The organism is Pseudoalteromonas sp. BMB (assembly GCF_001709235.1).
In the GTDB taxonomy this organism is placed as follows: Bacteria; Pseudomonadota; Gammaproteobacteria; order Enterobacterales; family Alteromonadaceae; genus Pseudoalteromonas; species Pseudoalteromonas maricaloris.
Genome location: NZ_MBQA01000193.1, coordinates 15,098 through 40,019 on the forward strand (window position 1 = coordinate 15,098; position 24,922 = coordinate 40,019).

At 42.4% G+C, this 24,922-nt stretch carries 20 protein-coding genes; 8 read left to right on the forward strand and 12 right to left on the reverse strand.

The window, feature by feature from the left end; genetic code table 11:
• Positions 1 to 48: 48 nt before the first annotated feature.
• Together pta and BB427_RS17995 are read right to left on the reverse strand one after the other, a co-directional pair.
• A complete protein-coding gene (pta, locus tag BB427_RS17990) occupies positions 49 to 2,196 on the reverse strand; it encodes a phosphate acetyltransferase (RefSeq protein WP_026001076.1) in 2,148 nt (715 codons plus the stop codon).
• A 2-nt stretch (positions 2,197 to 2,198) separates the two neighbouring features.
• Complete coding sequence (locus BB427_RS17995; protein WP_069022333.1) at positions 2,199 to 3,398, reverse strand: acetate kinase; 1,200 nt, start codon at positions 3,396 to 3,398, stop codon at positions 2,199 to 2,201.
• A gap of 152 nt (positions 3,399 to 3,550) precedes the next feature.
• Between BB427_RS17995 and yfbV the strand changes: the two genes are divergently transcribed.
• On the forward strand, positions 3,551 to 3,997 hold the full coding sequence (yfbV, locus tag BB427_RS18000; protein ID WP_010605045.1) for a terminus macrodomain insulation protein YfbV: 447 nt from the start codon (positions 3,551 to 3,553) through the stop codon (positions 3,995 to 3,997).
• 67 nt (positions 3,998 to 4,064) lie between these two features.
• Here the strand turns inward: yfbV and rlmA are convergent, their stop codons facing one another.
• From rlmA to xthA, 3 genes are all read right to left on the reverse strand, one after another.
• A complete protein-coding gene (gene rlmA, locus BB427_RS18005; protein WP_045989340.1) occupies positions 4,065 to 4,865 on the reverse strand; it encodes a 23S rRNA (guanine(745)-N(1))-methyltransferase in 801 nt (266 codons plus the stop codon).
• Complete coding sequence (locus BB427_RS18010) at positions 4,862 to 5,485, reverse strand: energy-coupling factor ABC transporter permease (RefSeq protein WP_045989339.1); 624 nt, start codon at positions 5,483 to 5,485, stop codon at positions 4,862 to 4,864. The genes rlmA and BB427_RS18010 overlap by 4 nt, the downstream gene beginning before the upstream one ends.
• Positions 5,486 to 5,566: 81 nt before the next feature.
• Positions 5,567 to 6,376 (reverse strand): exodeoxyribonuclease III, encoded by an 810-nt coding sequence (gene xthA, locus BB427_RS18015; protein ID WP_010373922.1) that lies wholly within the window; start codon positions 6,374 to 6,376, stop codon positions 5,567 to 5,569.
• A 265-nt stretch (positions 6,377 to 6,641) separates the two neighbouring features.
• Here xthA and BB427_RS18020 point away from each other — a divergent pair, with 265 nt between their 5' ends.
• A complete protein-coding gene (locus BB427_RS18020) occupies positions 6,642 to 7,076 on the forward strand; it encodes a hypothetical protein (protein ID WP_010373924.1) in 435 nt (144 codons plus the stop codon).
• Between the two features lie 41 nt (positions 7,077 to 7,117).
• On the opposite strand, the gene BB427_RS18025 is transcribed toward BB427_RS18020, so the two are convergent.
• Positions 7,118 to 7,402, reverse strand: coding sequence for a hypothetical protein (locus BB427_RS18025; RefSeq protein WP_069022334.1), 285 nt, complete (start codon positions 7,400 to 7,402; stop codon positions 7,118 to 7,120).
• A 358-nt stretch (positions 7,403 to 7,760) separates the two neighbouring features.
• Here BB427_RS18025 and BB427_RS18030 point away from each other — a divergent pair, with 358 nt between their 5' ends.
• Positions 7,761 to 8,996, forward strand: coding sequence for a DEAD/DEAH box helicase (locus BB427_RS18030; protein ID WP_069022336.1), 1,236 nt, complete (start codon positions 7,761 to 7,763; stop codon positions 8,994 to 8,996).
• Positions 8,997 to 9,066: 70 nt separating this feature from the next.
• Here the strand turns inward: BB427_RS18030 and BB427_RS18035 are convergent, their stop codons facing one another.
• The 3 genes from BB427_RS18035 to BB427_RS18045 form a co-directional block, all read right to left on the reverse strand.
• Complete coding sequence (locus BB427_RS18035; protein WP_069022338.1) at positions 9,067 to 9,447, reverse strand: diacylglycerol kinase; 381 nt, start codon at positions 9,445 to 9,447, stop codon at positions 9,067 to 9,069.
• On the reverse strand, positions 9,437 to 11,080 hold the full coding sequence (locus BB427_RS18040; protein ID WP_069022340.1) for a phosphoethanolamine transferase: 1,644 nt from the start codon (positions 11,078 to 11,080) through the stop codon (positions 9,437 to 9,439). The genes BB427_RS18035 and BB427_RS18040 overlap by 11 nt, the downstream gene beginning before the upstream one ends.
• Positions 11,081 to 11,155: 75 nt before the next feature.
• The gene (locus BB427_RS18045) at positions 11,156 to 13,099 is read right to left on the reverse strand and encodes an LTA synthase family protein (RefSeq protein WP_254663663.1); all 1,944 of its coding nucleotides are present in this window, start codon (positions 13,097 to 13,099) and stop codon (positions 11,156 to 11,158) included.
• A gap of 162 nt (positions 13,100 to 13,261) precedes the next feature.
• On the opposite strand from BB427_RS18045, the gene BB427_RS18050 reads away from it, so the two are divergent.
• Positions 13,262 to 13,939 (forward strand): response regulator transcription factor, encoded by a 678-nt coding sequence (locus tag BB427_RS18050; protein WP_069022342.1) that lies wholly within the window; start codon positions 13,262 to 13,264, stop codon positions 13,937 to 13,939.
• A complete protein-coding gene (locus BB427_RS18055) occupies positions 13,936 to 15,324 on the forward strand; it encodes a histidine kinase dimerization/phospho-acceptor domain-containing protein (protein ID WP_069022344.1) in 1,389 nt (462 codons plus the stop codon). Before BB427_RS18050 ends, BB427_RS18055 begins: the two co-directional genes overlap by 4 nt.
• Positions 15,325 to 15,332: 8 nt before the next feature.
• On the opposite strand, the gene BB427_RS18060 is transcribed toward BB427_RS18055, so the two are convergent.
• A complete protein-coding gene (locus BB427_RS18060) occupies positions 15,333 to 16,991 on the reverse strand; it encodes a hypothetical protein (protein ID WP_069022346.1) in 1,659 nt (552 codons plus the stop codon).
• Between the two features lie 143 nt (positions 16,992 to 17,134).
• Positions 17,135 to 18,430 carry an anti-phage deoxyguanosine triphosphatase gene (locus tag BB427_RS18065; RefSeq protein ID WP_069022348.1) on the reverse strand — a complete coding sequence of 432 codons (1,296 nt, stop codon included), beginning with the start codon at positions 18,428 to 18,430 and terminating at the stop codon, positions 17,135 to 17,137.
• Between the two features lie 255 nt (positions 18,431 to 18,685).
• On the opposite strand from BB427_RS18065, the gene BB427_RS18070 reads away from it, so the two are divergent.
• The 3 genes from BB427_RS18070 (at position 18,686) to BB427_RS18080 (ending at position 23,128) form a co-directional block, all read left to right on the forward strand.
• Positions 18,686 to 19,507, forward strand: coding sequence for a glucosaminidase domain-containing protein (locus tag BB427_RS18070; RefSeq protein ID WP_069022349.1), 822 nt, complete (start codon positions 18,686 to 18,688; stop codon positions 19,505 to 19,507).
• Positions 19,497 to 20,147 carry a DUF2987 domain-containing protein gene (locus tag BB427_RS18075; protein ID WP_069022351.1) on the forward strand — a complete coding sequence of 217 codons (651 nt, stop codon included), beginning with the start codon at positions 19,497 to 19,499 and terminating at the stop codon, positions 20,145 to 20,147. The genes BB427_RS18070 and BB427_RS18075 overlap by 11 nt, the downstream gene beginning before the upstream one ends.
• Before the next feature lie 314 nt (positions 20,148 to 20,461).
• Positions 20,462 to 23,128, forward strand: a complete 2,667-nt coding sequence (locus BB427_RS18080) for a TonB-dependent receptor plug domain-containing protein (protein ID WP_069022353.1) — start codon at positions 20,462 to 20,464, stop codon at positions 23,126 to 23,128.
• 308 nt (positions 23,129 to 23,436) lie between these two features.
• Here BB427_RS18080 and BB427_RS18085 read toward each other — a convergent pair whose 3' ends face one another.
• The gene (locus tag BB427_RS18085) at positions 23,437 to 24,771 is read right to left on the reverse strand and encodes a dicarboxylate/amino acid:cation symporter (protein WP_039497462.1); all 1,335 of its coding nucleotides are present in this window, start codon (positions 24,769 to 24,771) and stop codon (positions 23,437 to 23,439) included.
• Positions 24,772 to 24,922 lie beyond the last annotated feature (151 nt).

Below are 24,922 nucleotides of genomic sequence, written 5' to 3' on the forward strand. Positions count from 1 at the left end.
TGAGGTGAAAAAGAAAAGGGCTCATGCATTGAGCCCTTGGTATAAAGATTATTCTTCGATTTGTGTTGCCTGAATAGCAGTCAAGGCAATGGTGTACACGATATCATCAACCAAAGCCCCACGGCTTAGGTCGTTAACCGGCTTACGCATACCTTGTAACATAGGTCCGATGCTGACAAGTTCAGCACTTCGTTGTACCGCTTTGTATGTGGTGTTACCTGTATTTAGATCTGGGAAGACAAATACCGTTGCTTTACCAGCGACTTTGCTGTTTGGCGCTTTTTTACGTGCGACATTTTCCATAATGGCGGCATCGTATTGTAGCGGCCCATCAATATCGAGATCAGGACGTTTCTTTTGTGCGATCTCGGTGGCTTCACGCACTTTTTCTACGTCTGCACCTTGTCCAGATGTTCCTGTGCTGTAGCTGATCATGGCAACGCGAGGCTCAATGCCGAATGCCGCAGCGGAATCTGCAGATTGAATTGCGATATCGGCTAACTGCTCTGCCGTTGGATCTGGGTTAATTGCACAGTCACCGTATACTAGCACTTGGTCCGGTAGCAACATGAAAAATACTGAGCTTACCAACGACGCGCCTGGTGCCGTTTTGATTAACTGTAGTGGTGGGCGAATAGTATTGGCGGTGGTATTTACCGCACCAGATACTAAGCCATCAACTTGGCCTTCGGCTAACATCATGGTGCCGAGCACGACGTTATCTTGCAGTTGCTCTGCCGCAACAACCTCGGTTAGGCCTTTATTTTTACGTAGCTCAACCATAGGCGCAATGTACTTTTGCAGCTCTTCTTCTGGAGATAAGATAGTCACGTTTTCGTTAAGCTCAACACCTTGTTGCTGAGCGATACGTTCAATCTCTTCTCTGTCTCCAAGCAGTACAGTTTTAGCGATATTTCGCGCACCACAGATAGCAGCCGCCTTAATCGTTCTCGGCTCATTACCTTCAGGCAGCACAATGGTTTTGCTTGCACGTCTAGCTAAATCAGTTAGCAGATAACGAAACGCAGGAGGGGAGAGTTTGCGGGTTTTTGCGACCCCTTTGGCCAAACTTTCCAGCCATTCGCTATCGATGTGACGGGCGTTGTGCTGCTTTACGCGCTCGATGCGCTGCTCGTCATCGCTGGGTACTTCCATATTGAAATTGTGTAATAGCAAAGAAGTGCGCCAAGTATCAGCCTCAGTAGCGAGAATAGGCAGACCTGTATCCATCGCTTGCTCACATAAGGTCATGATCTTCTCTTCTGGTTTGAATCCACCAGTTAACAAGATAGCGCCAATCTTAGTGCCATTCATGGCCGACAAACACGCTGCGACTAGGATATCCGACCGATCGCCAGGAGTAACTAACAAAGCACCTGGTGTAAAGTGGTTAAGAATGTTCGATACCGTTCTTGCACAGAAGGTAACACGGCGCAGGCGACGGTGCTCCATATCACCCGCATTGATGATTTCGGCTTTTAAATAATTGCTTAAGTCGATAACTCGTGGCGCTACTAAGTCAAAGTCCCATGGTATGGCACCTAAAAGTTGAAATGGGTGTTTTCTGAAAATAGGTAGCGATGCTAAACGATTCATTTCATTTTCAAGCTCTTCTGGTTTGTATTGATCAACCAGATCGGCGCGCGCTCTGCCATCTTCATCCAGCGGTGCATTCACTTTATTGAAAATACAACCCAATACGCGAGGGTGGTTTACACCGCCATAATTACCAGCGGCAATCTCTAAGCGGTCTTCAAGCTCGTCGATAGAGTCATTACCCGGCGTTAAGACAAACACGATATCTGCACCTAATGTTTGCGCAATCTCGCGGTTTACACGGCCAGCGTAAGGTTGACGACGGGTGGGTACCATTCCTTCAATGATGGCAACTTCATCGTCTTGTACTGTGCCTTCAAAGCGCTCCACAATTTCTTCCAACAAATCATCGCCTTTACCATCACCTATCATTTGCTCAGCGTAGCTCAGCTCAAACGGCGTGGGTGGGGCAATGGTTGAACCTTGCTGAACGATGAGTGTTGACTTCTCAGGGCCGACTTCATCTTTACGAGGTTGTGCGATTGGCTTGAAGAAGTTTACTTTTACCGCTTTTTGTTCCAGTGCTCGGACTATTCCTACAGAAACTGACGTCAAACCAACGCCCGTTGAAATAGGAATAAGCATAATACGACGGCCCATCTTTACACTCCTTTGGCAAGCGTGGCTGCATCGTTGGCAATCACCCATTCTTCATTGGTTGGGATGACCATAGCGACAGGAGAGTGAGACTCATCAGTGATCACACCTTGATTACCAAAGCGTGCGTTGAGGTTACACTCTTTATTGATATGCATGCCAAGGAAGTTAAGCTGGTTCACTACTTTTTCACGGATAACATCAGAGTTTTCGCCAATTCCACCGGTAAATACAAGTGCATCTAAACCGTTTAGTGGTACCAAGAAGCTAGCAATTTGTTTGGCTAAACGATAACAGAAAATATCAAGCGCCAGTGTTGCTTGAGGGTGATTTTCCTGTGCAGCTTCTTCAATCGTTCGGCAATCGTTAGAAAGCTCACTAATACCTAAAAGGCCACTTTGTTTATTCAACAAGGTGTCAATTTGCTGTGTTGAATAGTTCAGGTGGTTAACTAAAAACGAGAACAAGCCCGGATCAATATCACCACTTCGGGTGCCCATCACTAGACCCTCTAATGGAGTTAAGCCCATGCTGGTATCTACCGATTTACCGTCTTTAATTGCGGTAACGGAACAGCCATTGCCTAAGTGTGCGGTAATAATGCGAGATGGCCTATCTTTTAAACCTAAAATCTCGATGGCCTGCGCCGATACATAAGCATGGCTGGTGCCGTGGAAACCGTAACGTCTAACACCATGTTCACGATATAGTGAATAAGGTAGGGCATAAAGGTACGCTGTTTGATCCATACTTTGATGGAAAGCCGTATCAAAGACAGCAATTTGCGGTAGATGCGCAAATGCGGCTTGAGCTGCGCGGATCCCAAGTAGGTTAGCTGGATTATGTAAAGGCGCCAGACTAGCCGTTTCTTGGATAGCATTTATAACGGAGTCATCGATAATGACAGATTGTGTAAAGCGCTCACCGCCGTGTACAACGCGGTGGCCGACAGCGACAAGATTTGCGTCTAACGCGAGATCTTTTATGAGTTTTACAAGCGTTGTGATCGCAACTTGATGCGCATCACCACTATTTAGGGGCACGATTTCCTTGTTGCCTTGGAACTTATATTTAATTTGTGGTGATTGTTCAGCTAGGCGTTCAGCCAGACCTGATAATATCTCCTCTCCCGTTGCGTTATCGATGATTGCAAACTTAAGACTGGAGCTTCCACAATTAAGAACCAAAACATGCTGAGATGACATAATGACTTTCCGTTTTGACAATAACAGTTATTGCGTATTAAGCTTAAAGCTATAGCGCATATAAGCTACGCATTTAGACTAAGGTATAGTTGACAGTAAAGACGTCGATTTTACCTCATTTTTTATATAAAAGTTAGCACCTAGGAGTTATGATGCAAAAAAGTCTTATTTCGCAAGTGCAACTTGGACGTCAATACTCGAAAGAGTGGCCTATGCGCAAGGAATTAGCACCGTTGTTCCCCGAATTTAGGGTGATCAAGGCGACAGAACTTGCTTTAAATACAATGCCTATGCTGGCGGTGTTTACCCTGTTTTTGCAGACCAGCCAATTGGGTTTTCAATATTTGCCGCAAGCCATTGCGATTGCTTTGTTCTTTTTATCGCTTCCTGTCCAAGGGTTATTATGGCTTGGTAAAAGAGCTGAAACGCCGTTAAATCCGGCTTTGTATTCTTGGTATACAGAACTGCATCAAAAGATGGTTGCCAATGGCTACGATGCACCCCTGTCCTCAAGAAAACCTAGATATAGAGATTTAGCGCGATTGCTAAAAGATATGTTCGATAAAATGGACAAAGCGTTTACGCAAGAAAATCTGTAGTTTCTGTTTTCCTGCCTACCAAGCAAGTAGGCAGCGATTTACTCATAATTAGTGATCTGATGTTGGGTTACTTGCGCTGATATTCGTTTATCAAAAACGAGAGCGTGATTTCGATATGGTCCATCTTTTGTAATCTGTCCATGTGTTGTTGCTTAAATTTCCATGCAAATGGCGTCATCATGATTAAGTGTTCAACACACTCAAATTCCATTCTGTGTGTTTGTTGTAATTTAGTCCGTTCAACCAATTCAAACCCTTGTGGTGTTTCTGGTGCCTTGTGTAGCTTTACATTGTCATAAATCAGAGACTTGAGTTCGAATAGATGGTGTTCACCGGGTGAGACGACATACAAACTGCCTGATGGTTTGCATAGACGGGCGAGCTCCTCGGCGAACACTGGCGCAAAAATACTCACAATCACATCTGCAAATTCATTTTCAAAAGGAGCCTCTTTGATGGAGGCTACGCTAAATTCTACTTGAGGATAGCGTTTAGCGGCATAGCGGACAGCAGGCTTTGCGATATCGACCCCGTAGACTTTGGCATTCTCGCAGCGATTTGCGATTTCATGGGTGTAAAAGCCTTCACCACATCCTAAGTCCAGCAGGGTAGTCGGTGCTTTTTCAGAGACAATTTGTGCAAGCCTATCACGTAGAAAGTGATAATGATCGGTTTCGAAGAATGCCCGACGCGCCGCAACCATTTCTTGGTTGTCGCCCGGCTGTTTTGACTTTTTATTTTGCACGGGTAGTAAGTTGACATAGCCTTCTTTGGCAATATCAAATTGATGATTATTATTGCAGCTGTAGCTTGCACCGCCTTGATATAAAGGCAGTTTACACAGTGGACAGCGGTAGTGGGAGATCATTTGTCTAAGTATTCCCTATCAAAAAAAGTTTTTACCCAATGTGGGCGATATGTAATGAGTAAGGTGATGGCCATGCCATTTAACATGGCTTCAGGGAACCACATTATTACGGCAAAATGGAGATAATTGTCTGCCAACTGATACCAAGTATAGGCATCGATTGCATAATAATAGAATGCGCTTAGTAGTATCTTTAAACAGCCTACCGTACCTGCGAAAATAAACGCACAAACAAAAATATAAACGAAAAAGTGCCGCGGTAAATGATGATAACAAAGGGCAAAGAGTCCATAGCTTAAGTAGACAGGTATCAGTGCAGTAAACAGCCAAAAATTACCAAACTCCACCAAGGTAAAAGCACTAAAGTAACTATGGACGAGGCAGGCCAAAGTTGCACTTAACGCACCCAGTCGCCAACCTAAAATTAACGTTACTGCTGTTATTCCAAGAATATGAATGTTCAGCTCAGGTAAAATGCCTGCTTTTATTTGCCACAGCAACGTGAGGACAACCGCACAACTTAATACGCCGGTTTGTCTGGCTGGTACTTGTAGTAATTGCTGGTATTCTTTGCGATGAAAACTGAGTAAAAATAACCCAAGGGCAGCGATAAACGTCACGTTTCTATCCAGTTTTTAAAATTGGTGATTTTGCTCTATGCCGAGCACTGTATTCACAGTCTCGGCGGAAAAAGCAGATGATTAAATGTCGAAAGTTGCCCAAATTGGTGCGTGATCAGAGGGCTTATCAATTCCTCTCAATTCGTAATCTATGTCACTTTCAATACATTTCGCAGTTAATGGAGCGGTTGCTAAAACCACATCTATGCGCAGACCTCGGTTATCATCAAACCCTTTTGAGCGGTAGTCAAACCACGAATATTTTTCGGTTGCATCAGGTGTCAGCACTCTAAATGTATCTTTAAAGCCCCAATCTAGCAGTGTTTTTAACCACTCGCGCTCTTCTGGTTGGAACGAGCATTTACCCGTCTTTAACCAACGCTTGCGGTTTTGCTCACCAATACCAATATCCGCATCAAGTGGAGAAATATTAATATCGCCCATGACAACAAGGTTAGATTGAGGATCGGCAAAATCATTCAAGTGGGTCATGAGATCTGCATAAAATTGTCTTTTATACGGAAATTTAGTTTCATGGCTGATGTTATCACCTTGAGGGAAGTAACCATTCATAACGGTAACTTCATTACCTGAATCGCTTTCAAATGTACCGCTGATCATGCGACGTTGTGATTCTTCAGTATCCGTAGCGAAGCCTTTTTGGATAGCTTTTGCAGGTTTCTTGGAGAGTAGTGCCACACCGTAATGCGCCTTTTGACCATGGAAGTAAACATGGTAGCCAAGTGCTTCTACATCGTCGATAGGAAAAGCTTCGTCATGGACTTTAATTTCTTGCAGTCCAATGACATCAGGTTGGTGTTTTTCAATCAATGCCTGTAATTGATGCAGTCTAGCTCTGAGGCCGTTTATATTAAACGAAACAATTTTCATAGCGCTCTCTTTAGATTCTTGCTGTTATTTGGCAAAGTTTATCACTTAAAAACGAGAGGGTCAGCGCTTGGGTGAAATTACTTCTTTAGTCAGCTGATAAGCATGTTGGCAGTTGTTAAATTTTGCACAAGTTTAGCGAGAGGATAACGAGGATTTTAGCTTAGTGTAAATAGATCATTAAATAACCAAAATTGCATGATTTAGCTGTTTACTTATTCGTCGTTGTAATTATAATCCGCGCCGAATCGTTCAATTGGGGTATATTATGCTTAAATCTCTCTCTTTCTTTGGTCTTGTTTCTTTGGTTTCTACAACGGCTTTCGCTTCACAGGTTGAGTTCACTCAAGCTGACGCATCACCAGCGACGAAAGTATGTGCTGTTGCAGCAGAGCAAGGTTTCAGTGCAGCACGTAAAGAAGCTGCATCACTAGGCCTATTTATTTCTCGCTTCTCACCAAGCATCCACTGTAATGGTGAAGATATTCGTGAGTTTGCAAAAGCGGCAAAGCGCTCGCAAAAGCAAGAAAAGAAAGTTGAGCTAATCGCTGAAAAAACAGATACCGCAACTGAGCTATGTTTAGATGCAGTACGTCACGGCGTTAATCACTTACGTTTGAACAACCAACAGGTTCGCAACTTACGTTGTAACGATATGCCTGTTAAGCAATTTGTTAAAGAATTCAGAAACGCAGCAATTTAATCAAATTGATGTGAAGAGAAGAGGGGCAGTTAGCCCCTTTTTTATTGGTTTCTATTTAGGTTTGCATCACGGTATTTAGTGTAACAGAGCAAAGCCGCCGAGCCTGCCACAGGGATAGAAATCATACTTACCCAACCACCTGTGTATAAAATGGCAAGTAGCATTCCAATATCAATACCGCCGATAACACAATCAGAATGACCACTTTCTGCAACCCGACAATCTAGTACTGCAACACTAAGCTCAGCAATGAGTAAACCAAATAAAGGCGCAATGGCAAGAAACCCTAGGCTCACCGCTAAAAGTTTCAATCGCTTTTGTGACATGTGCATCTCCTTATTTATCACTTTTGAGCATTGTGCGTTAGCGTGATTAATCTTATCTGAGAAGTTGCTCTGGCCAAATAAAAATCAGTGGTAAGTAACTAACCTGAGCTGCGGATGCTATTGGTGCGTAAATTCGTCTTGCCTACAGGATGTAGGTACCTTAGCGAGAGCAGGACGCGGAAGCGGTGTTTTTCCTAAAACTCTTAGGCTAGACAAGGAAAAAACTAAGTTGTACTTTAGAAACAATGAGTTGAAATATTCCTTATCCAAACCTCAGGTTAACTAGATTGAACATTACAGTGCTTAGATAATTGTTTGCTATAATCCGCTCAATTTTGGTAATAGACACTGATCTCCAATGACATTTAGCGAGTTACAACTTCACCCTGAACTACTAAGCGCAATTACTGAGCTTGGGTTTGAGTCACCCACACCAATTCAAGAAAAGAGTATTCCACTTCTGCTCAGTGGTTGTGATTTAATTGCAAGTGCCCAAACTGGAACCGGTAAGACTGCCGCCTTCATGCTGCCGATTTTGCACTCCATGCTGATAGGCGCCACGCAAGGTGAGAAATCGGTTAGGGCATTGATATTAACGCCGACTCGTGAGCTGGCACAGCAGGTTGCAGAGCATACTGAAAAGTTAGTGATGAACACTAACTTAAATGTCGTGTGCTTATATGGCGGTGCAAATATTGGCCCGCAAGAAAAGCGCTTAAGAGCGGGTGTAGACGTAGTGGTTGCGACACCTGGGCGTTTACTTGACCACCTGATCAAAGGCACATTAACACTCAAAAATATTCAACACTTGGTCTTCGATGAAGCAGATCGCATGTTAGATATGGGGTTTATGGGGGAAATTAAGCGGATCATGCGCACTATGCCGCTTAAGCGTCAAACGTTGCTATTTTCAGCTACGGTTGACGATGCTGTGTTATCCCAAGTAAAACCTTGGTTGAACGACCCTAAGCGAGTAGGTGTTGAATCCCAGAACAGCACCGCAAGCACAGTTGAACAAACGTTCTATTCGGTAGACGAAGATCGCAAACGTGAATTGATCTCCCACTTGATTGGCAAAAATAATTGGCATCAGGTACTGGTGTTTACTCGCACAAAAAATAGCGCTGATAGCTACGCAAAAGAATTGAATAAGGATGGCCTTAAAACCGCAGCGATCCACGGTGATAAGTCTCAAGGCGCGCGTGACAAAGCGCTATCTCAATTCAAATCAGGTGAAATTCGCGTCTTGGTCGCAACGGATGTAGCAGCTCGTGGCATTGACATTAACTCGCTAAACTATGTCTTCAATGCTGAGTTACCCTATGTTGCTGAAGACTATGTGCACCGTATCGGCCGTAGTGGTCGTGCTGGACAAAACGGCCAAGCCATTTCGCTTGTGAGTATTGATGAACAGTGGCTACTAGAAGAAATAGAAATTTTCTTAGATGAGCGATTTGCGCCGCAATGGCTGCCAGGCTATGAACCTGATTTAACCAAAGAGCCTAAAGACACTCGCCGTAATTCTGGTAAATCTAAGAAGCAAAGAGACAAAAAGCGTATTTTAGGAACAAGAACCAAACGTAAAAGGAAGTAATGGGTTAGCGCCAAAGCTTATGTTTGGCTTCTCTCATCCAAACATAAGCTTTATTATTGGCCATTATTTGCTAGTAGAGGTTTTGATATAAACAGCTGCCCCAGATACAGATAAAAACGATAATCGCGATCAACACGCCTGCAGAGCCCAAGTCCTTGGCAAGCCCCGACAGTGGGTGGATTTCTAAACCGACTCTATCAATTGTTGCTTCAATAGCGGTATTTACTATCTCTGCAAACATCACAAACAGCGTTGCACAAAACAGCATAACGCGCTCATAGAGTGAAAGTTCAAGTGTAAACAGCAAAATGATAGTAACCAGCAGTAGAATAAGCTCTTGCCGAAAGGCGGATTCATTTTTTGTGAGCCAATTAAACGCTCTAAATGAGTGTCCAAGCGCCAGCAATAGTCGTTTTGCTCCAGTTGGCTTATTGGTGTTATCAAAATGCATTAGTTTCTCCATTAGTTGCGAGTAATTGAGTTCGACAGGTTGCGAATATGTCATTTTTGGACTGATAGGTTTTCGAATTAACTTGGGTTAAGCCAAGTAACGTATCGTAGATATTGTCATGAGAAAGGGGTTGCTGTTTTACAGCGTCAATGCAACCACTATAGCTTTTATTTGTTAGGCGATTACTCCAGTAAATCATCGGGATCTGAGTTTGCTCTTTAGGTGCTAGACGATATGGAAAGCCATGTAAATATAATCCGGTTTCACCAAGTGATTCGCCATGATCGGAAACATAGAGCATGTTGACAGTTTCTGCGTCTAACGAAGACAGTTGTGTAATGATTTTGTGCAACACTAAATCTGTGTAAGCAATGGTATTGTCATAGGTGTTCACTAATTCTTGAGGCGTACAATTTTGGATATCGCTACGTTGGCAATCTGGGAGGAATTTTTGCTGCGTTTTAGGGTAGCGGCGGTAATAAGTTGGGCCATGCGAGCCAATCATATGTAAGACAACAACAATATTGCTTGTTTGCGCGTTGTTTATGGTAGTCATAAGTGATGGGATTAGTACCTCATCAAAGCAATACTTACCGTCGCACAGCGGGTTATCCTTGTTAGTATCAATCCGGTAATTCTCAACCCGATTACATACACCTTTACAACTACTATTATTGTCTATCCAAAACACTTCGGCGCCAGCCCTGTGGATCACATCAAGCACGTTATCTTGGCTCTGAGCAAGACGGCTATTGTAATGTGCTCTATCTAGCCGTGAAAACATACAGGGTACTGAAATTGCTGTCGCTGTGCCACAAGATGACATTTTACTGAAATATTTGATGCCGTCCTGTTTAGTGTATTCGTTAGTATCTATTTTATAGCCTCCGTGTGAAAAGTTGCTTGCACGTGCAGTTTCACCAACGACGACAACGGTAATATTAGCACCTGACTTGGAAGCTAAAGCAGGTGTTTTATCTAGTAATCGAAATGGTAATGGAGGATAAAAATAGTTATCTCTCAGGTATTTATATCCTGCAATATAAAATGAAAATGGCGTGATATAGCTTGCGACTTCTTTATTGTTTCTACCAACGGAAGCATAGTTTTGATAAAAGCTAAAGGCTATCAAAGAGATGAAGGTAATTGAAACAAAATTAATGAGTATAAAGGATTTTAGCCTTTGCTTTAGTGGCTGTTTTATTTTGTTTTTTGTCATTAAATAAGCAGGGGTTAAACCCAGGATTAGTACGAAAATAACTAGGTTTATATTTAAATATGAAAATGCTTCCCCCGTGTCTGTTTCAATAATATTTTGCATCATGTTTTTATCAAATATGACGCCGTAGTTTATTGATGCGTATAGCAATACACTAGATAACACAATGGTAATGAATAGAAAAGGCCGTACGAAGGTGATTAAAGAAAGCCAACTAAATAGTAACAGTGTCAGGAAAAATAAAAGAATAGGGACAGACGCTAAAAATAGCCAATCGGACCAGTCCTGTATTGTAGAAACATTAAATACTTTGATAAAAAAGAGGCTATTAAAAGCAAAGGTACAATAAAGGGTGGCGAGAACCATCAGGCTAGTATAGCCTGATGGGGAGATATGTTTTAAAAATTTAAACATATCCAACTCCTGATGAGAAAATAAAAACTAAGTTATCTTTATTTTCTATAGAAATACTTAAGACAACCTTATGCTTTACTCTTTTAATCGATAAATTTGCTCCTGATAGGCCAAATTACTAAATAATACATGAGATAGTGCTTTTTCTTTCAAATCAATGGTGTGCGTTGTATTCAGCAATGGTTTTTGCATCTTAGTCGCCGTGTCATATTGCCAATAACTCACTTTGTTGCCTGGCATCAAAATGGCGGCTTTGTCATCTTCAATGTAGGCAAAATTATCGTAATATTGCATCATCGCTCTTTGCACTGGATATTGTTTGGTTAAGTCAAAACCAAGCATAGGCGTTGGGCGTTCAACCCCTATTAAAGAAAGCAAAGTGACAGGTAAATCAATTTGACTGACCAATCTTTTATCTTGTTTCTGATTAAAGTCTGAATTCAAAATAACGGCTGGAATATGAAAAGACTTAATAGGGACGGGCTCGGATCCATACACCCTGACATCATGATCTGCAACGACTAAAAAGATAGTATCTTGCCAATAACGGCTTTGCTTGGCCTTATCAATAAACTTTCCGAGCGCATAGTCGGCGTACTTGATAGCGAGATCTCGCGCAGGTTTATCACTTTTATGATTTGTTGGTAACATTACTTTTCCGTCAGGAATTTCAAACGGGTCGTGATTGCTAGATGTAAAGATCAAACTAAAAAATGGCTTTTCTTCTTCACTCAGCTGAGTTAGTTCTTTATCCGCTTGATTAAACAGATCTTCGTCGCTGGCGCCCCAAGACGCAACAAATTCTGGGTTTTCAATATCATCAAAGTCAACGATACGTTGAAAGCCATTTCCTAAGAAGAAGCTTTTCATGTTATCGAAGTGGCTTTCGCCACCATAAATAAACTGTGTGGTATAGTTTTCTTTGGCTAAAATATCCGCCAACGTACAAAACTGTTGCTGAGACTTTGAAAGCTTAACGACGGAGCGTGATGGTGAGGGTATAAAGCCGGTGATCACGGCTTCAATTCCGCGAACCGAACGGGTGCCCGTTGCATAGAGGTTTTCCAGCCCCCAGCCTTCTTGATACAGTTTATCTAACTCTGGGGTTAGGTTTGCTCCCCCTAGCGAGCTTACAAAACGTGCGCCTAAGCTTTCCTCTAAGATAATCACTAAGTTTTTCTTTTTGCCCTGATGATATGCCGGATTAGTGGCTAGGGTAGGAAGTGTATTTGAGATAAAACCTTGTTTGTAACTTGCTTTTCTTACTGTATCAAAAACCTTTTCTTTGGATAGCGAACCATAAAGCGCACTGGCACTTTTTTCGCTGCCCATATTTTTTGCTGCGAACGCAACACTATAAGCTGAGTTGATGGTCAGCGAATTAACCAATGCATCTTGTGAGAAATAGACGGTAGCAGGGTTAAGTGGTCTATGACCCAGAGTGCCTCTTGCTAATAGCGCTAAACAGATAAGACTACAAAAAGTAGAGATAGCCATATTCCGCTTTGATGGCACATCGTTGCCAATGCGAGGAAAATATCTCAAGGTGGTTATTAAAGCCAAAGTACATAAAAGTAGGGTCAATATCACTGTGCCCAAGTGACCACTCAACAACATTGAAATAACTTCTTTGGGGTAAATCAGATACTCAATAAATAAACGGTTTGGTCTGATGTCGTATTGCAAAATAAATGCAGGAGTTGCAGCTTCAAGTAGTAGGACAAATGCAATACCCAACGCAATATACCCCGTTACTAGCGCCGTAAGTAAAGGCTTCAATGGTTTAGGCATAAAATAGTGTGTGACCATTAACAATAAGAGCGGTATTGCGAGATAAGCGGTAGTACTCAAATCAACTCGCAGGCCTGATATCACAAAGGTCAAAGGATCAGAGCCTGCCATTCTCTCTAACATCCAAGCTGATAGTCCTAAACGGCTAAGCGTCAAAATCACCAACAAGGACAAGAAAAACACCATGAAAGGTTGTGCATAAGGAGTTGAAAAGTGTACTTTGTTCATAGAATGTTAAGAATAGTTGCATTTATCACAAGACTATCCGACGAAACTTAAGAAAAGCTTAGGAAATCCTTCGGAATTGATGAAAGTTGAAGTTCTCTTTAGCGAATCTTAAGTTTGAGCAACTAAGCTATGTAATATTAAGCACTAGCCGAAGGTTTATTTATGAATGTGTTACTGATTGAAGATTCTGAGTCCTTGCGTCGCAGCTTAACCTTAGGGCTCTCTAAACTGGGTTTTACGGTAGATGATACGGCGGATGGTTCTAGCGGTTTGAGTATGGCGCTGATGGATCACTATGATGTAATTATTTTAGATATTATGTTGCCCAGTTTGGATGGCATAAGTGTGCTTAAAGCGCTAAGACAGCAGAAGAATGACACTCGAGTGTTGGTGTTGTCAGCAAAGTCACAACCTGAAGACCGAGTGCTGGGTTTATTAAGTGGTGCAGACGACTATCTCGCCAAGCCCTTTTCGTTTGATGAGCTGCATGCTCGGCTATTAACGCTAATGAGAAGAGGGGCATTTAAACAAGATGGTGATGAAATCGTGCATGGCTTTTTGACCATTGACTTGCAGCTAAAGTCGGCGTTAATTGCAGGGCAGCAAATAGACTTAACACCCAATGAGTATAAAATTTTGGAATGTTTGTTTACTAATCAAAATAAGATTATAACACCAGAAAAATTGAGCACTTATATTACCGGCAATTTCGATAGTGTGTCGAAAAATGCCATCGAAGCTCACCTTTCTTCGCTACGCAAAAAGGTCAAAGCGTTGGGTCAATGCTTGCCAGTTAAAACTAAACGCGGGTTTGGATATTATGTTGAGCAACTACCATGAAGTCGATCCGAGGGAACTTAGTTAGCACATTATCAATTACCATCACAGGTGTTGTAGTCGCCATTTTACTCGCCACAGATTTGGCTGTTGACTCTTGGATTGACTCACAATTCGACAAAGCGATGCATACAAAAGTTGGCATGCTGATGACGTTAGTCTCTGAAGATGAAGATCATCTTGAACTGCACTTTTCCGGTGAGTTTTTACCTGAATTTACTGGCAATATCGAGCCCGAATATTATCAAATCTGGTTGAACGACCGAGTTTTTGCACGCTCTGACAGTTTAGATCTTTTTTCGCAACACGAGTTACCTTATTTGTCGTTATCACTTGGCGAGAGCAAAGTGGTAAATGAAACCCTGCCAGATGGTCGTGCGGGACGGATCATATATACCCGTTTTATTCCGCAGATCCATACCCTAAAAGGGGAAAAAAAATCTTTTGACGACGAACTTGTTATTGCCTATGCGGCCTCGTCGGAGGGGCTGGACTTTATTCTTTGGCTCATTGATATCGTTTTTATCGTGACTATCGTATGTGTTGTGGTGTTTATTCGTGTCTTTGTGCGTAAAACGGTCGATGTTGGTCTCGCGCCGTTGAATAGCATGAACGCTCAGATAGCCAAACTAAATTTCTCTAAAGATTCAGACACCATAATATTAGAAAAGCCAGTCTCTGAGCTATTACCCGTCGAGCAAAGCTTAAACCGTTTTATCGTTGAAAACAGACAACTGTACTTGCGAGAAAAGCGCTTAACCTCAGATATTTCGCACGAACTAAAAACGCCCATTACGGAACTCATTAATTTGGCGGAAGTCATTTCACGTTTCCCGGAAGACAATGAATTGACGGATGACTTTGTGCCAGAAGTATTAAGAATAAGTCAGCGGATGAAAAACATCGTCACCAACGTAATGTTGTTACATAAATACGAGCAGATAAAGCTACCTAAAGAAGATGTTGTTGATGTATTGCAAGTCGTCAACCGTTCGATTGGTGAGATAGCATTTGATAATGTTGAGATTCAGACAACTTGCTCCGAATGTCCAATTCAGACTAACTTAATGGCAGTTGAGAGCATCATTGGTAACTTACTAAAAAATGCCAAGCGTCACCGTGTACTGGGTTCCGAAGCACTTATCGTTGTTGAAAAGGGGGCGACAAATGGGATAAATGTTCGAGTGAGCAATCAGGTTTCCGGCGAGCTCGAAAACGTGAATTTAGCACAATTATTTGAACCACTATGGCAAAGCGACCAATCGAGAAGCGCGAATGATTGCTTTGGCTTGGGCTTGCCTATTGCTAGGGCCTTTGCTGAAGCCATTGACGCGGAACTCACTGTTGCGTTGGAAGCGAGCACCATCACCTTTACATTGACCCTTTGAAGCGCTATTTAAAAGTGAGTTTCCACTGATAAACCAAGTTCCCAGCTGTCAACTTCAGGGTAGTTACTTAATGGTTTAGTAAAGTCTATATGCACTACGTTTTCGTTACTTGAACGGGCGGAATATAAACGAACTCCGAGCCCTACACTGCCTAGCATTTTATTGCTTATATTAGGACGTTGTATATTCCCGGATGCTTTTCCCATATCAACAAAGCCAACGAACCCTAAATCAACAAGCTGATAAATATTAATGTTAGGGTACATACGGAGTTCGAATGAAGATTTGACAGTTTGTGTACCTTGTTGATAGCTTTGTGGGAAGCCACGGAGCCCTTCTTCACCACCGAGTGCAAGAGGACGCTCGGCAAATTCCTTGTTTTGCCACGCAGCAATGACATCAGCATAAAAAGCAAAACTATCGCTCCAGCGATAATTTACCTTAGCAGCGAGAGTAGACCATACTCTATCACCTTGCTGCGTGCCGATTTGGGCATTGGTTGATGCTTTAAATCGGTATAAGACATCATCATTAAATAGCCATGCTTTATTGGCTGAAAACTCCCAAATTGAGCCAACTCCATCCGCTTCGGTATCAATACCTGCTTTGGCCGCAAGTGACCATCCGAGGTTGAAATCTTCACTGTGATTGATTAAGTCTACGTCCTGCAGCACGATATAATTATCTTCGATATATTGAAGGCTTATCCAAGGCGCTAACAATTTGAAGTCATAAAGGTTATCCCTTATGGCTAAATTTGGCTCGTCATAGCTGACATCTTGGTAATCGACACCAGCTATCCACCTAAGTGTGGTGGTGTTGGTTTGCTGCCATAAACGGCCATAAGCAAACTGCGCAGATGTACCGTTATATCGAAACTGACTTTCTGTTTGACCGTTATGATAGATAGAAGTCGTTTGGTCTTGTGCATTAATATAAGCTCTATATAACAAATAGCTGGAGCGCTGATAGAAAGGTTGATAAATGTCAGCCATAAATATTTGACCGTCATCATAATCATCTGCTTGCACTGTTATCATGGCATGTGGTTGCCATGGCGCAGGCATTTGCAATACGGTATGGTAACCGGAACGTTCATGGTCAGATTTGTATTTTACGGATGCCCTAACGCCATACCCTAACAAGTTTTCCTCTTTAAACCCCAAACTTAACTTATTGTTTCCACTACTTCGGCCAAAGTTTACACTGGGCAGCAAACTCCAGGTGTCCCACGTTTGCACTGATATTTTCTGTGGCTCGGCACTGCTGCATGGCTTGACATAGTTAATTTTCGCCTCTCTGATGTATTTTTTAGCACGCAAGATCCGCTCAGCCTCTAAAATATCGGCCTCGCTGACTAGGTCACCAGCCTGAAAAGGGAGTTGAGAAGCGATAGTCGCATCTCGGGTTTCTATATGCAGCCAGTTTACGAAATCATGGAAAGAGGTCGTTTCTGGGTCGTCTGGGTTAAAAATAGGGTTTGAGTTTATTTCGATAGACTCAATCTTGATGTTTTTCTCTTGACTTGCTTTATCCGTCTGTCGAGCCATTTTATTACTATGTTCAGCTTTATTATTGCAAAGGGAGTCGATGCTAAATGGGTCACCAGCAAACGCAGGAGTGATTGAAGTGACTAACACGAATACCGCAACGGTTTTGGCTGGCATATATGCTCCAACTGAAAAATATCAAGCTACGTTGAAAACATATATGCCGATACTTAAGAAAGGCTTAAGAAAAATTAAAGAATGAATTAATCGCCAATGTATGCGAATTTTTCATGATTGAGTTTTGCCTCTACGAACAGAGTTTACAGTTCCCCGGTAAATAAGCGTCGATGCGTTTTTCGTGCATACTCATCAGACATGCCACCAAGATAGTCCGCTAACACGCGCATTTGCTGCGTTTCATCGGTTGCTTGCTGGTACAATGTTTGGGTTGTATACGGCAACAATCGCATCGGGTCACTGGCAAAAACTTCAAATAAATCAATAAGCAGGTTTTGACCACTAAACTCAATTTGCTGCATTTTAGGTTCACGAATTAATCTTCGATATACGAACACTTTTAATACTTGCAGGATTTCCTGAAATTCGGGTGCCATCTCAACGGTAAAATGAAGTAGGGCGGAGTCAAAATCTGAGTCTTGAACGGTGAGTTTACAATGCACAATAAACAGGTTGACGAGTTCACCTATGGTATCTTTTCGATTAGATTCATCTTCTGAAAATAAACTCTCGCTTACGCGCGGTAAGTTTTGCTTTAACCAAGGTGAGTCTAACTTTTGCAATTCAGGCAGAGCAAAATCATGCCATGCTGCCTCGTTAAGGGTCTCGGTTGCTATCGCATCTTCTAAATCATGAACTGCATAGGCGATATCATCGGCATATTCCATAATGGCGCAATCTAACGATTTAAACTTAGTCTTGCGACGGAAGGTGTCTTTTACCTCGGTTTCTTGCAGCTTTATTTGGTCGTTTTGAGAAAATGGCGAGAGGATCCAATCAAATACCGATTGGTCGCATTGATAAATGCCTTTTGCAGGCAGCCAATCACTGGACAATATGTATTTTCGACTTTGTGTTTGCGTTGGTTGGTGATACCAAAGTGTGTCAATTAATGCAGGATATTTAATAAAACCTAGTAAGGTACGGCGTGTTAAATTCATGCCATAACCTTTAGTGTATGGTTCCAATTTGGTGACAATGCGCAAGGTTTGAGCGTTTCCTTCAAACCCTCCGTGATCACGCATAAGGTAATTAAGCGCTATTTCTCCACCATGGCCAAAAGGCGGGTGGCCGATATCATGCGCTAGGCACAAAGTTTCAATAAGACTTGTTGAAGGAAAGTGTTCAAATTCAGGGTGTTGTTTTCTTAAATGGCGCAGTAGACCGCTGCCTATTTGCGATACTTCCAAAGAGTGTGTTAGGCGAGTCCGGTAAAAGTCGTTGACGCCGATTGCCATAATTTGGGTTTTGGCTTGCAAGCGCCTAAAAGCCGCGGCATGTATGATCCTAGAACGATCTATTTGCCATGCTGAACGATTGTCGTTAGGGCGGTTTTTTTGCTGCGATAGCAGACGCTGCTGCCAAGCGTTAGACGTCATACTTCTGTTCCTTTTTCTTTATATCTCAAACTCGTCTAAACTATGTACGATAACTGAACGAAAATTCGCGTTTAATTGCGGCTTTTGATATTATCAGCCGCTATTTTTGAATACTGTTATTTTGGCGCGATTTATCAACGCTCTATCAAACTATAGTAACAGAATAAAACTGTTATTGAGCGGGCTTGAGAAAAGTTCTTAGAGACTTAGGGAAAGAGACTCCGTTTCCAGAACAACGCCACTGCGAGGAGAAGTATGCAAGCTAAACTGATTAAACTCATTGTTGCCCTAGTGACCATTTGGGCGTTAATTTATCCTTTTATCCAAGATGAAAATTCTCAAGATTCTACTTTAGATCAAGAGGATACGGGTGCAGAGGTTGTACCTAAGGTGCCGGAAAAGCCTCTCCATAGTGTAAAGCTACCCAATTTCTCAGCCATTCGTGACATTAAGGAAAAGAAAACGGCGTTTTTCGACTTTATTAAACCGCATGTAGAAGCCGAAAATAAACAGATCTTAGAGCAACGGGCAACGCTTGAAATCGCTCTGATGATGGTGCAATTTGATGAAACGCTAACACGCAAACAAATAGAAAAGATTGCGATGATTTTCACAAAGTATGATTTAAAAGGCGAAGCCATTAATGAATCTTCGCTCAAAAGAGCATTGCGCCGAGTGGATATTATTCCTAAAGAACTGGCGCTGATGCAAGCTGCTAATGAATCAGCCTGGGGTACGTCACGGTTTGCACGAATTGGGTTAAATTTTTTTGGTCAATGGTGTTACACCAAAGGCTGCGGTATGGTGCCCAAGCGGCGAGAAGATGCGGCTGATCATGAAGTTAGAGCATTTCAGTCGGTAAGAGCCGCGGTCAAGTCATACTTTAGAAATATTAACACCAATGATGCATACAGGGAGTTGCGTTCGGTACGAGCAGAGCTGCGAGCTCAAAAAGCGCCGATTGACGCGACAGTATTAACAAGTGGTCTTTTGAGTTATTCAGAGCGTGGTGAGGACTACGTGAACGAACTTAACGATATGATAAGGCATAACCGAGCGTATTTTGATGAAGAGTAAGATTGTACTTGTCCTGATAATGGCACTTTGGAGTGCGATAGCCTCAGCTAAAACGGTCACCTTTGCATATGACAGCTTTTACGACAGATTAAAAGTGGTAAGTAAAGGCGAGTTTGAGTTTGCACGTGTGGGTTTTTACCTTGTTGATACAGTGAGTATGCAAGCCTGTAAAATCACGACGGGTAATATTGTGACCGAGGAAGCGAGCTTTCCATTGTCGTACACTGATGAAGCGCAGCTATTGCTGCCATTTGACAAAGAATTGGACAAAGACAAAGCAAAAGTAGTGATTGAAACGAAGGGCACAAACTCGGATTGCCAGCTAAAAATGCAGATTGAAGCTGAGTTATTTAACACGACATCTTTGCGCAAAGCTGACCTTTATAAAATGCAACAGGAATTTGAAGAGCTACTGGCTGATCTCTCTGGCTTTTTTATTAAAAACTTGCTGTCATTTTTGCTGCCTGAGCAACAAGGAGTTATTGTGACCTTTGGCAGAAGTCAAACCGTCACCGACGCTACAATGAAGTGTGAGTCGCAAGTCTGTCAAATCAGCGTCCCGAAGACGTGGTCAAACGACAATACACATTTTGCAGACACTGTGAATATAAAATCAGTGCAACCTTGGCTGGCACTATAATTAGCCCATCATTATATAAAGTAACGTCTATAGACTTTAGTCGGAGCTATTCAGGCTAACGAAATTCGTTAGACGTTACTTCACCCTTGCATTTCTTACAGATAAAACCCTCTCTCATCACCTTTAATCCATCTTTTGACAATAATTCATACCGGCAAACAGCGATATCTATTCGTCGTGAATTTCTGCCATTAGACCCCCAAAATGGAAACTTAATGTTAAATAAATGCATTGTTAAAGTTGCTTCGGTATGCTAATAATGGCTGGATTATTAAAAAAACTACAGTGTAATTATCAACTTAAGGGGAAACAGGATGACCTATAAATTACCACTCAGTGCGCTCTCTATTGCCGTTTTAATCAGCATGAATCAACAAGTTAAGGCTGAAGAAACGAAGCAAGTTGAACGTATTGAAGTGACCGGTTCTCACATTAAAAGAACAGATTTAGAAGGCCCGTCACCAATCCAAAGTTTATCAGCTGCTGATCTAGCTTCAACGGGATCAACGGACCTTATTGGCGCGTTGCAAAAGCTGCCGGTATCGGGTACTGGTACTTTTAGTACGCAAGGTAACTCCAGCGATGACACAGCAAATGGTGGCTCTAGTGTTGCTCTAAGAGGATTAGGGGCATCATCGACGCTTGTATTAATCAATGGCCGCCGCGTTGCGGTTAGCCCATTTGCAAAAGATATCGAAACATCATTTGTGGACTTAAATACCATTCCGGTGTCATCGGTTAAACGTATAGATATTCTAAAAGATGGCGCCTCTGCAACTTATGGTTCTGATGCGGTAGCTGGTGTTATTAACATCATTCTTCGTGATGATATCGACGGTTTTGAAGTTGCAGGTAAAATCTCAGACACCGCAGATGGTGGTGCCGAAGAACAAAACTTTACTCTTCTTTGGGGGTCGTCAACACAAAATGGCCACCATAATTTCTCACTCGATTATTTCAAACGTGGTCACTTAACGTATGCAGATCGTGACTATACGGCATCTGCTGATCAGCGTTTTCGTGGTGGTAATAACTCATTAAGTTCTGCTGGTGTTCCTGGTAGTGTTGAAGTGATGAGAAGCATGTTAACAGACGAGCAGTGGGCGAGATTACCTGTAGTTCGTGTTGAAGACGATGGCACTCAGGTAAGACAGACTATCTTTACGGACGTATGGGGTAATGATAAATGCGATCCTGCTTTAGATATTGGTGATATTTGTCGCTACGACTACGCGCCACACATGACCGCAATTCCATCGACAGAGCGTATTAGCTTTAACTATAACGGTGTACAAGAAATCACCGACGGTATTGAAGGTTTTGCAGAAATTTCGGCACAGCACTCTACAACTTTCATTCAAGGTGCAGGTAGTCCAAGCTTTACAGAGCTATTTATGGATGGTGATAACCCAAACCATCCATTATTTAACGATCCAGACCATTTCTTACATGGTGTAGATATTTCAATGCGTCGTCGTACGGTCGATATCGGTAACCGTAAAAAAGATGTTGATTCTGAATACTACCGCGCCGTCCTCGGTGCTCGTGGTGAGTGGAATGCGTGGTCTTGGGAAGTTGCCTACTCAGCTATTCGTTCAAGTGCAGTTGAAAAGGGTTTTGATGGTTTCCCTAACAAGCTAAGAGCGCAGCAAGCGATTGATGAAGGCCTTTGGAACCCATTTGAACCTAGTACCAATACAGAAGCAGGTCTGGCGTTTTTTGAGACCACGACTACACGTTATGGCGCATCAACCATGCAATCATTAGACGGTACCATTTCAGGTGAGCTGTTTGAATTGGGTGCAGGCTACGTTGCTGCAGCGTTTGGTTTCGAACATCGCTACGAGAAAATCGAAGATAACCCAGATAGTCAATACATCCGAGGCGAAATCTTTGGTACAGAAGCGACGCAAGCGAACGGTGATCGCGACAATACTGCGATATTCGCAGAATTTAGCGTACCAGTGCTAGATACGCTAGAGCTACAATTAGCATTGCGTTATGAAGACTATAGTGACTTTGGGACAACAACCGATCCAAAAGTAGCATTCCGTTGGTCACCACTTGATAGCCTTGTGGTTCGTGGTTCTTGGGGAACAGCATTTAGAGCACCTTCTCTTGTGCAGCTACATCTAGGTAGAACAGACGAATCTCCAAGCGTGATAGACCGCGAGCGTTGTCGCCAAACTGGCGCTGATGATGATTGTAGCCCGTATGAATACACTGCGATTGTGTCTGGTAACAAAAATCTACAACCAGAAGAGTCAGAAAACTACAACTTAGGTGTTGTGTGGCAAGCGACCGATGACTTTAGTATCGGTGTGGATTACTGGAACTATGATCAAGAAGATCTTATCAAGAAGATAGGTGCACAGAAGTTAGTTGATTGTTGTGGCACTGATCCTAATTTAGTTGTTCGTGCGCCTAATCAAGGTAGCACGCTTGGCCGTATTCTAACTATTAACGACACCTTTGTTAATATTGGTGGTCGCGAAACAGACGGTTTCGATGTTAACTTAGCCTACGCGTTAACTACTCGTGAAATGGGTGAATTTAAGTTCAATTACAATCTAACTTATGCACTTAACTTTGAAGAGCAATCATTTGAAAGTGACGATCAAGGTAACACATTCAATGTTGCAGAAGATCTCAATGGAGAATACCAGCATCCACAGTTCCGTTGGACCGCAGGCATGGACTGGGCCAAGAATGATTGGCTTGCAAATATCAGCGTAAACTATGTCGATTCGTATAAAGACCTTGCCGATAGTGATGGCAATAAATATGAGATTGATTCATGGACTACCGTTGATACAAGCGTCAGTTATATTGGCGTAGAAAAGCTGACAGTAACGCTTGGTGCGTCTAACTTGTTTAATGAGGAAGCGCCGCTTGCTCCTTCAGAGTCTATGGGAATTGACAATAAAACGCACAGTATCCTTGGTCGTCAAGCATACGTGAAGTTTGCATACCAATTCTAATACGTTAACGTTTATTAAGATGAAAGCCGCGCTTTATAGCGCGGTTTTTTCTTATACCAATTCGCTTAATTAAGTGGCCTAGCTTTGAAATGGAGAGACTTACCGGTAACTCCATGTCCAAATCCTGCAATAACTAAAGTACTCATATGCATAGGCACGGAGAATCTTCTGCTTAATCTTATTCTGTACCTAGGAAAAAATGGCAATGAAGAAAAGGGTATGGATAGCAGATATGTCGCTAGGAGAGTATTGAGTTAGCTTATTGAGGAGAATAACGCAGCTATTATAACTAGCTGCGTTATTGATATTTACGCTTTTGCTTTAGAAGTGGTTTCTTCCAGTTCTTTTGCAGCATCAGGGTCGTTGAAAACATCAATATCAAATTCGTTTTCAGACTTAGCGACAACGCAAGTAACCATACAGTCACCTGTTATATTAACGGCTGTTCTTGTCATATCTAGCAGTCTGTCTACACCAATGATAAGCGCGATACCTTCAACTGGCAATCCAACTTGGTTAAGCACCATTGCAAGCATGATCAAGCCAACACCAGGCACACCTGCCGTACCAACAGAGGCAAGAGTAGCAGTCAAGATAACCATGAGATAGTCATTGATGGTGAGGTCTACACCAAATACCTGAGCGATGAAGACTGTTGCAACACCTTGCATAATAGCTGTGCCATCCATATTAATGGTTGCACCCAGAGGGATTGTAAAAGAAGCGACTGAGTTATGTGCACCTAGCTTCTTAGTCGCAGTCTCTAATGTTACAGGCATAGTCGCACTTGAACTTGAAGTACTAAAGGCAAACATACACGCGTCTTTCATCTTCTTTAGGAAGATGATTGGACTCAAGCCCGTCAATAGCTTAAATAAGATTGAATAGTTAATGAATGCATGAATTAGCAGCGCTGCCAGCACCACCATAAAGTATTTGCCGAGCTCGGCGATTAACCCCATGTCGATGGTTGTAAACAACTTAGCCATCAAACAAAATACGCCATATGGAGCGACATTCATTAATAAAGTCACTAGCTTAAGCACCACTGTATTGAGATCTTCAAATACGGTTGCTAGGCGAGCACCAGCGTCTCCGCTTAACGCCATAGCAATACCAAATAGCAGCGCAAAGACGATGATTTGAAGCATGTTACCATTGGCCATCGCATCAATTGGGTTGGTCGGGAACATGTTGATTATGACTTGCACAAGTGTTGGCGCTTGCTTTGCGTCAAATGACGCGCTGCTTGGAATTTCAACGCCACCGCCCGGTGCAATGAGTAGTGCGAGCGTGATTGCAACCGTGATTGCGATTGCTGTTGTAATGAGATACAAACCAATGGATTTACCACCCAAGCGGCCTAATTTCTTTGGGTCACTAAGGCTACATGTGCCACACACAAGGGAAATAAACACTAAAGGAACAACAAGCATTTTTAAGCTTGCAATGAAGATTTGCCCACCTATGTGGAATAAACCGTCAACGAAAAAACCTTTAATGGGGAGGTCAAAGAGACCTAAAGGAATGAGTATTTCTTTATTCTTACCTAGGATGGCTTGAAGAGTGAGGCCTAATACAACACCCAACACCATGCCTATCATAATGCGCGCCGTTAGGCCCATTTTTTGATTTTCTGACATTGTCCTAACACTATGTATCTTAAAACTGCTAAAGCTTAACAGGCTTGGCGCAGATGAACAGCATTTCACGACAGAAAATCTACCTAATCTAATAAAAAATTGTGATTTTATCGCTAAAATTGAGTTACTATTGAACAATAATAAAATTAAC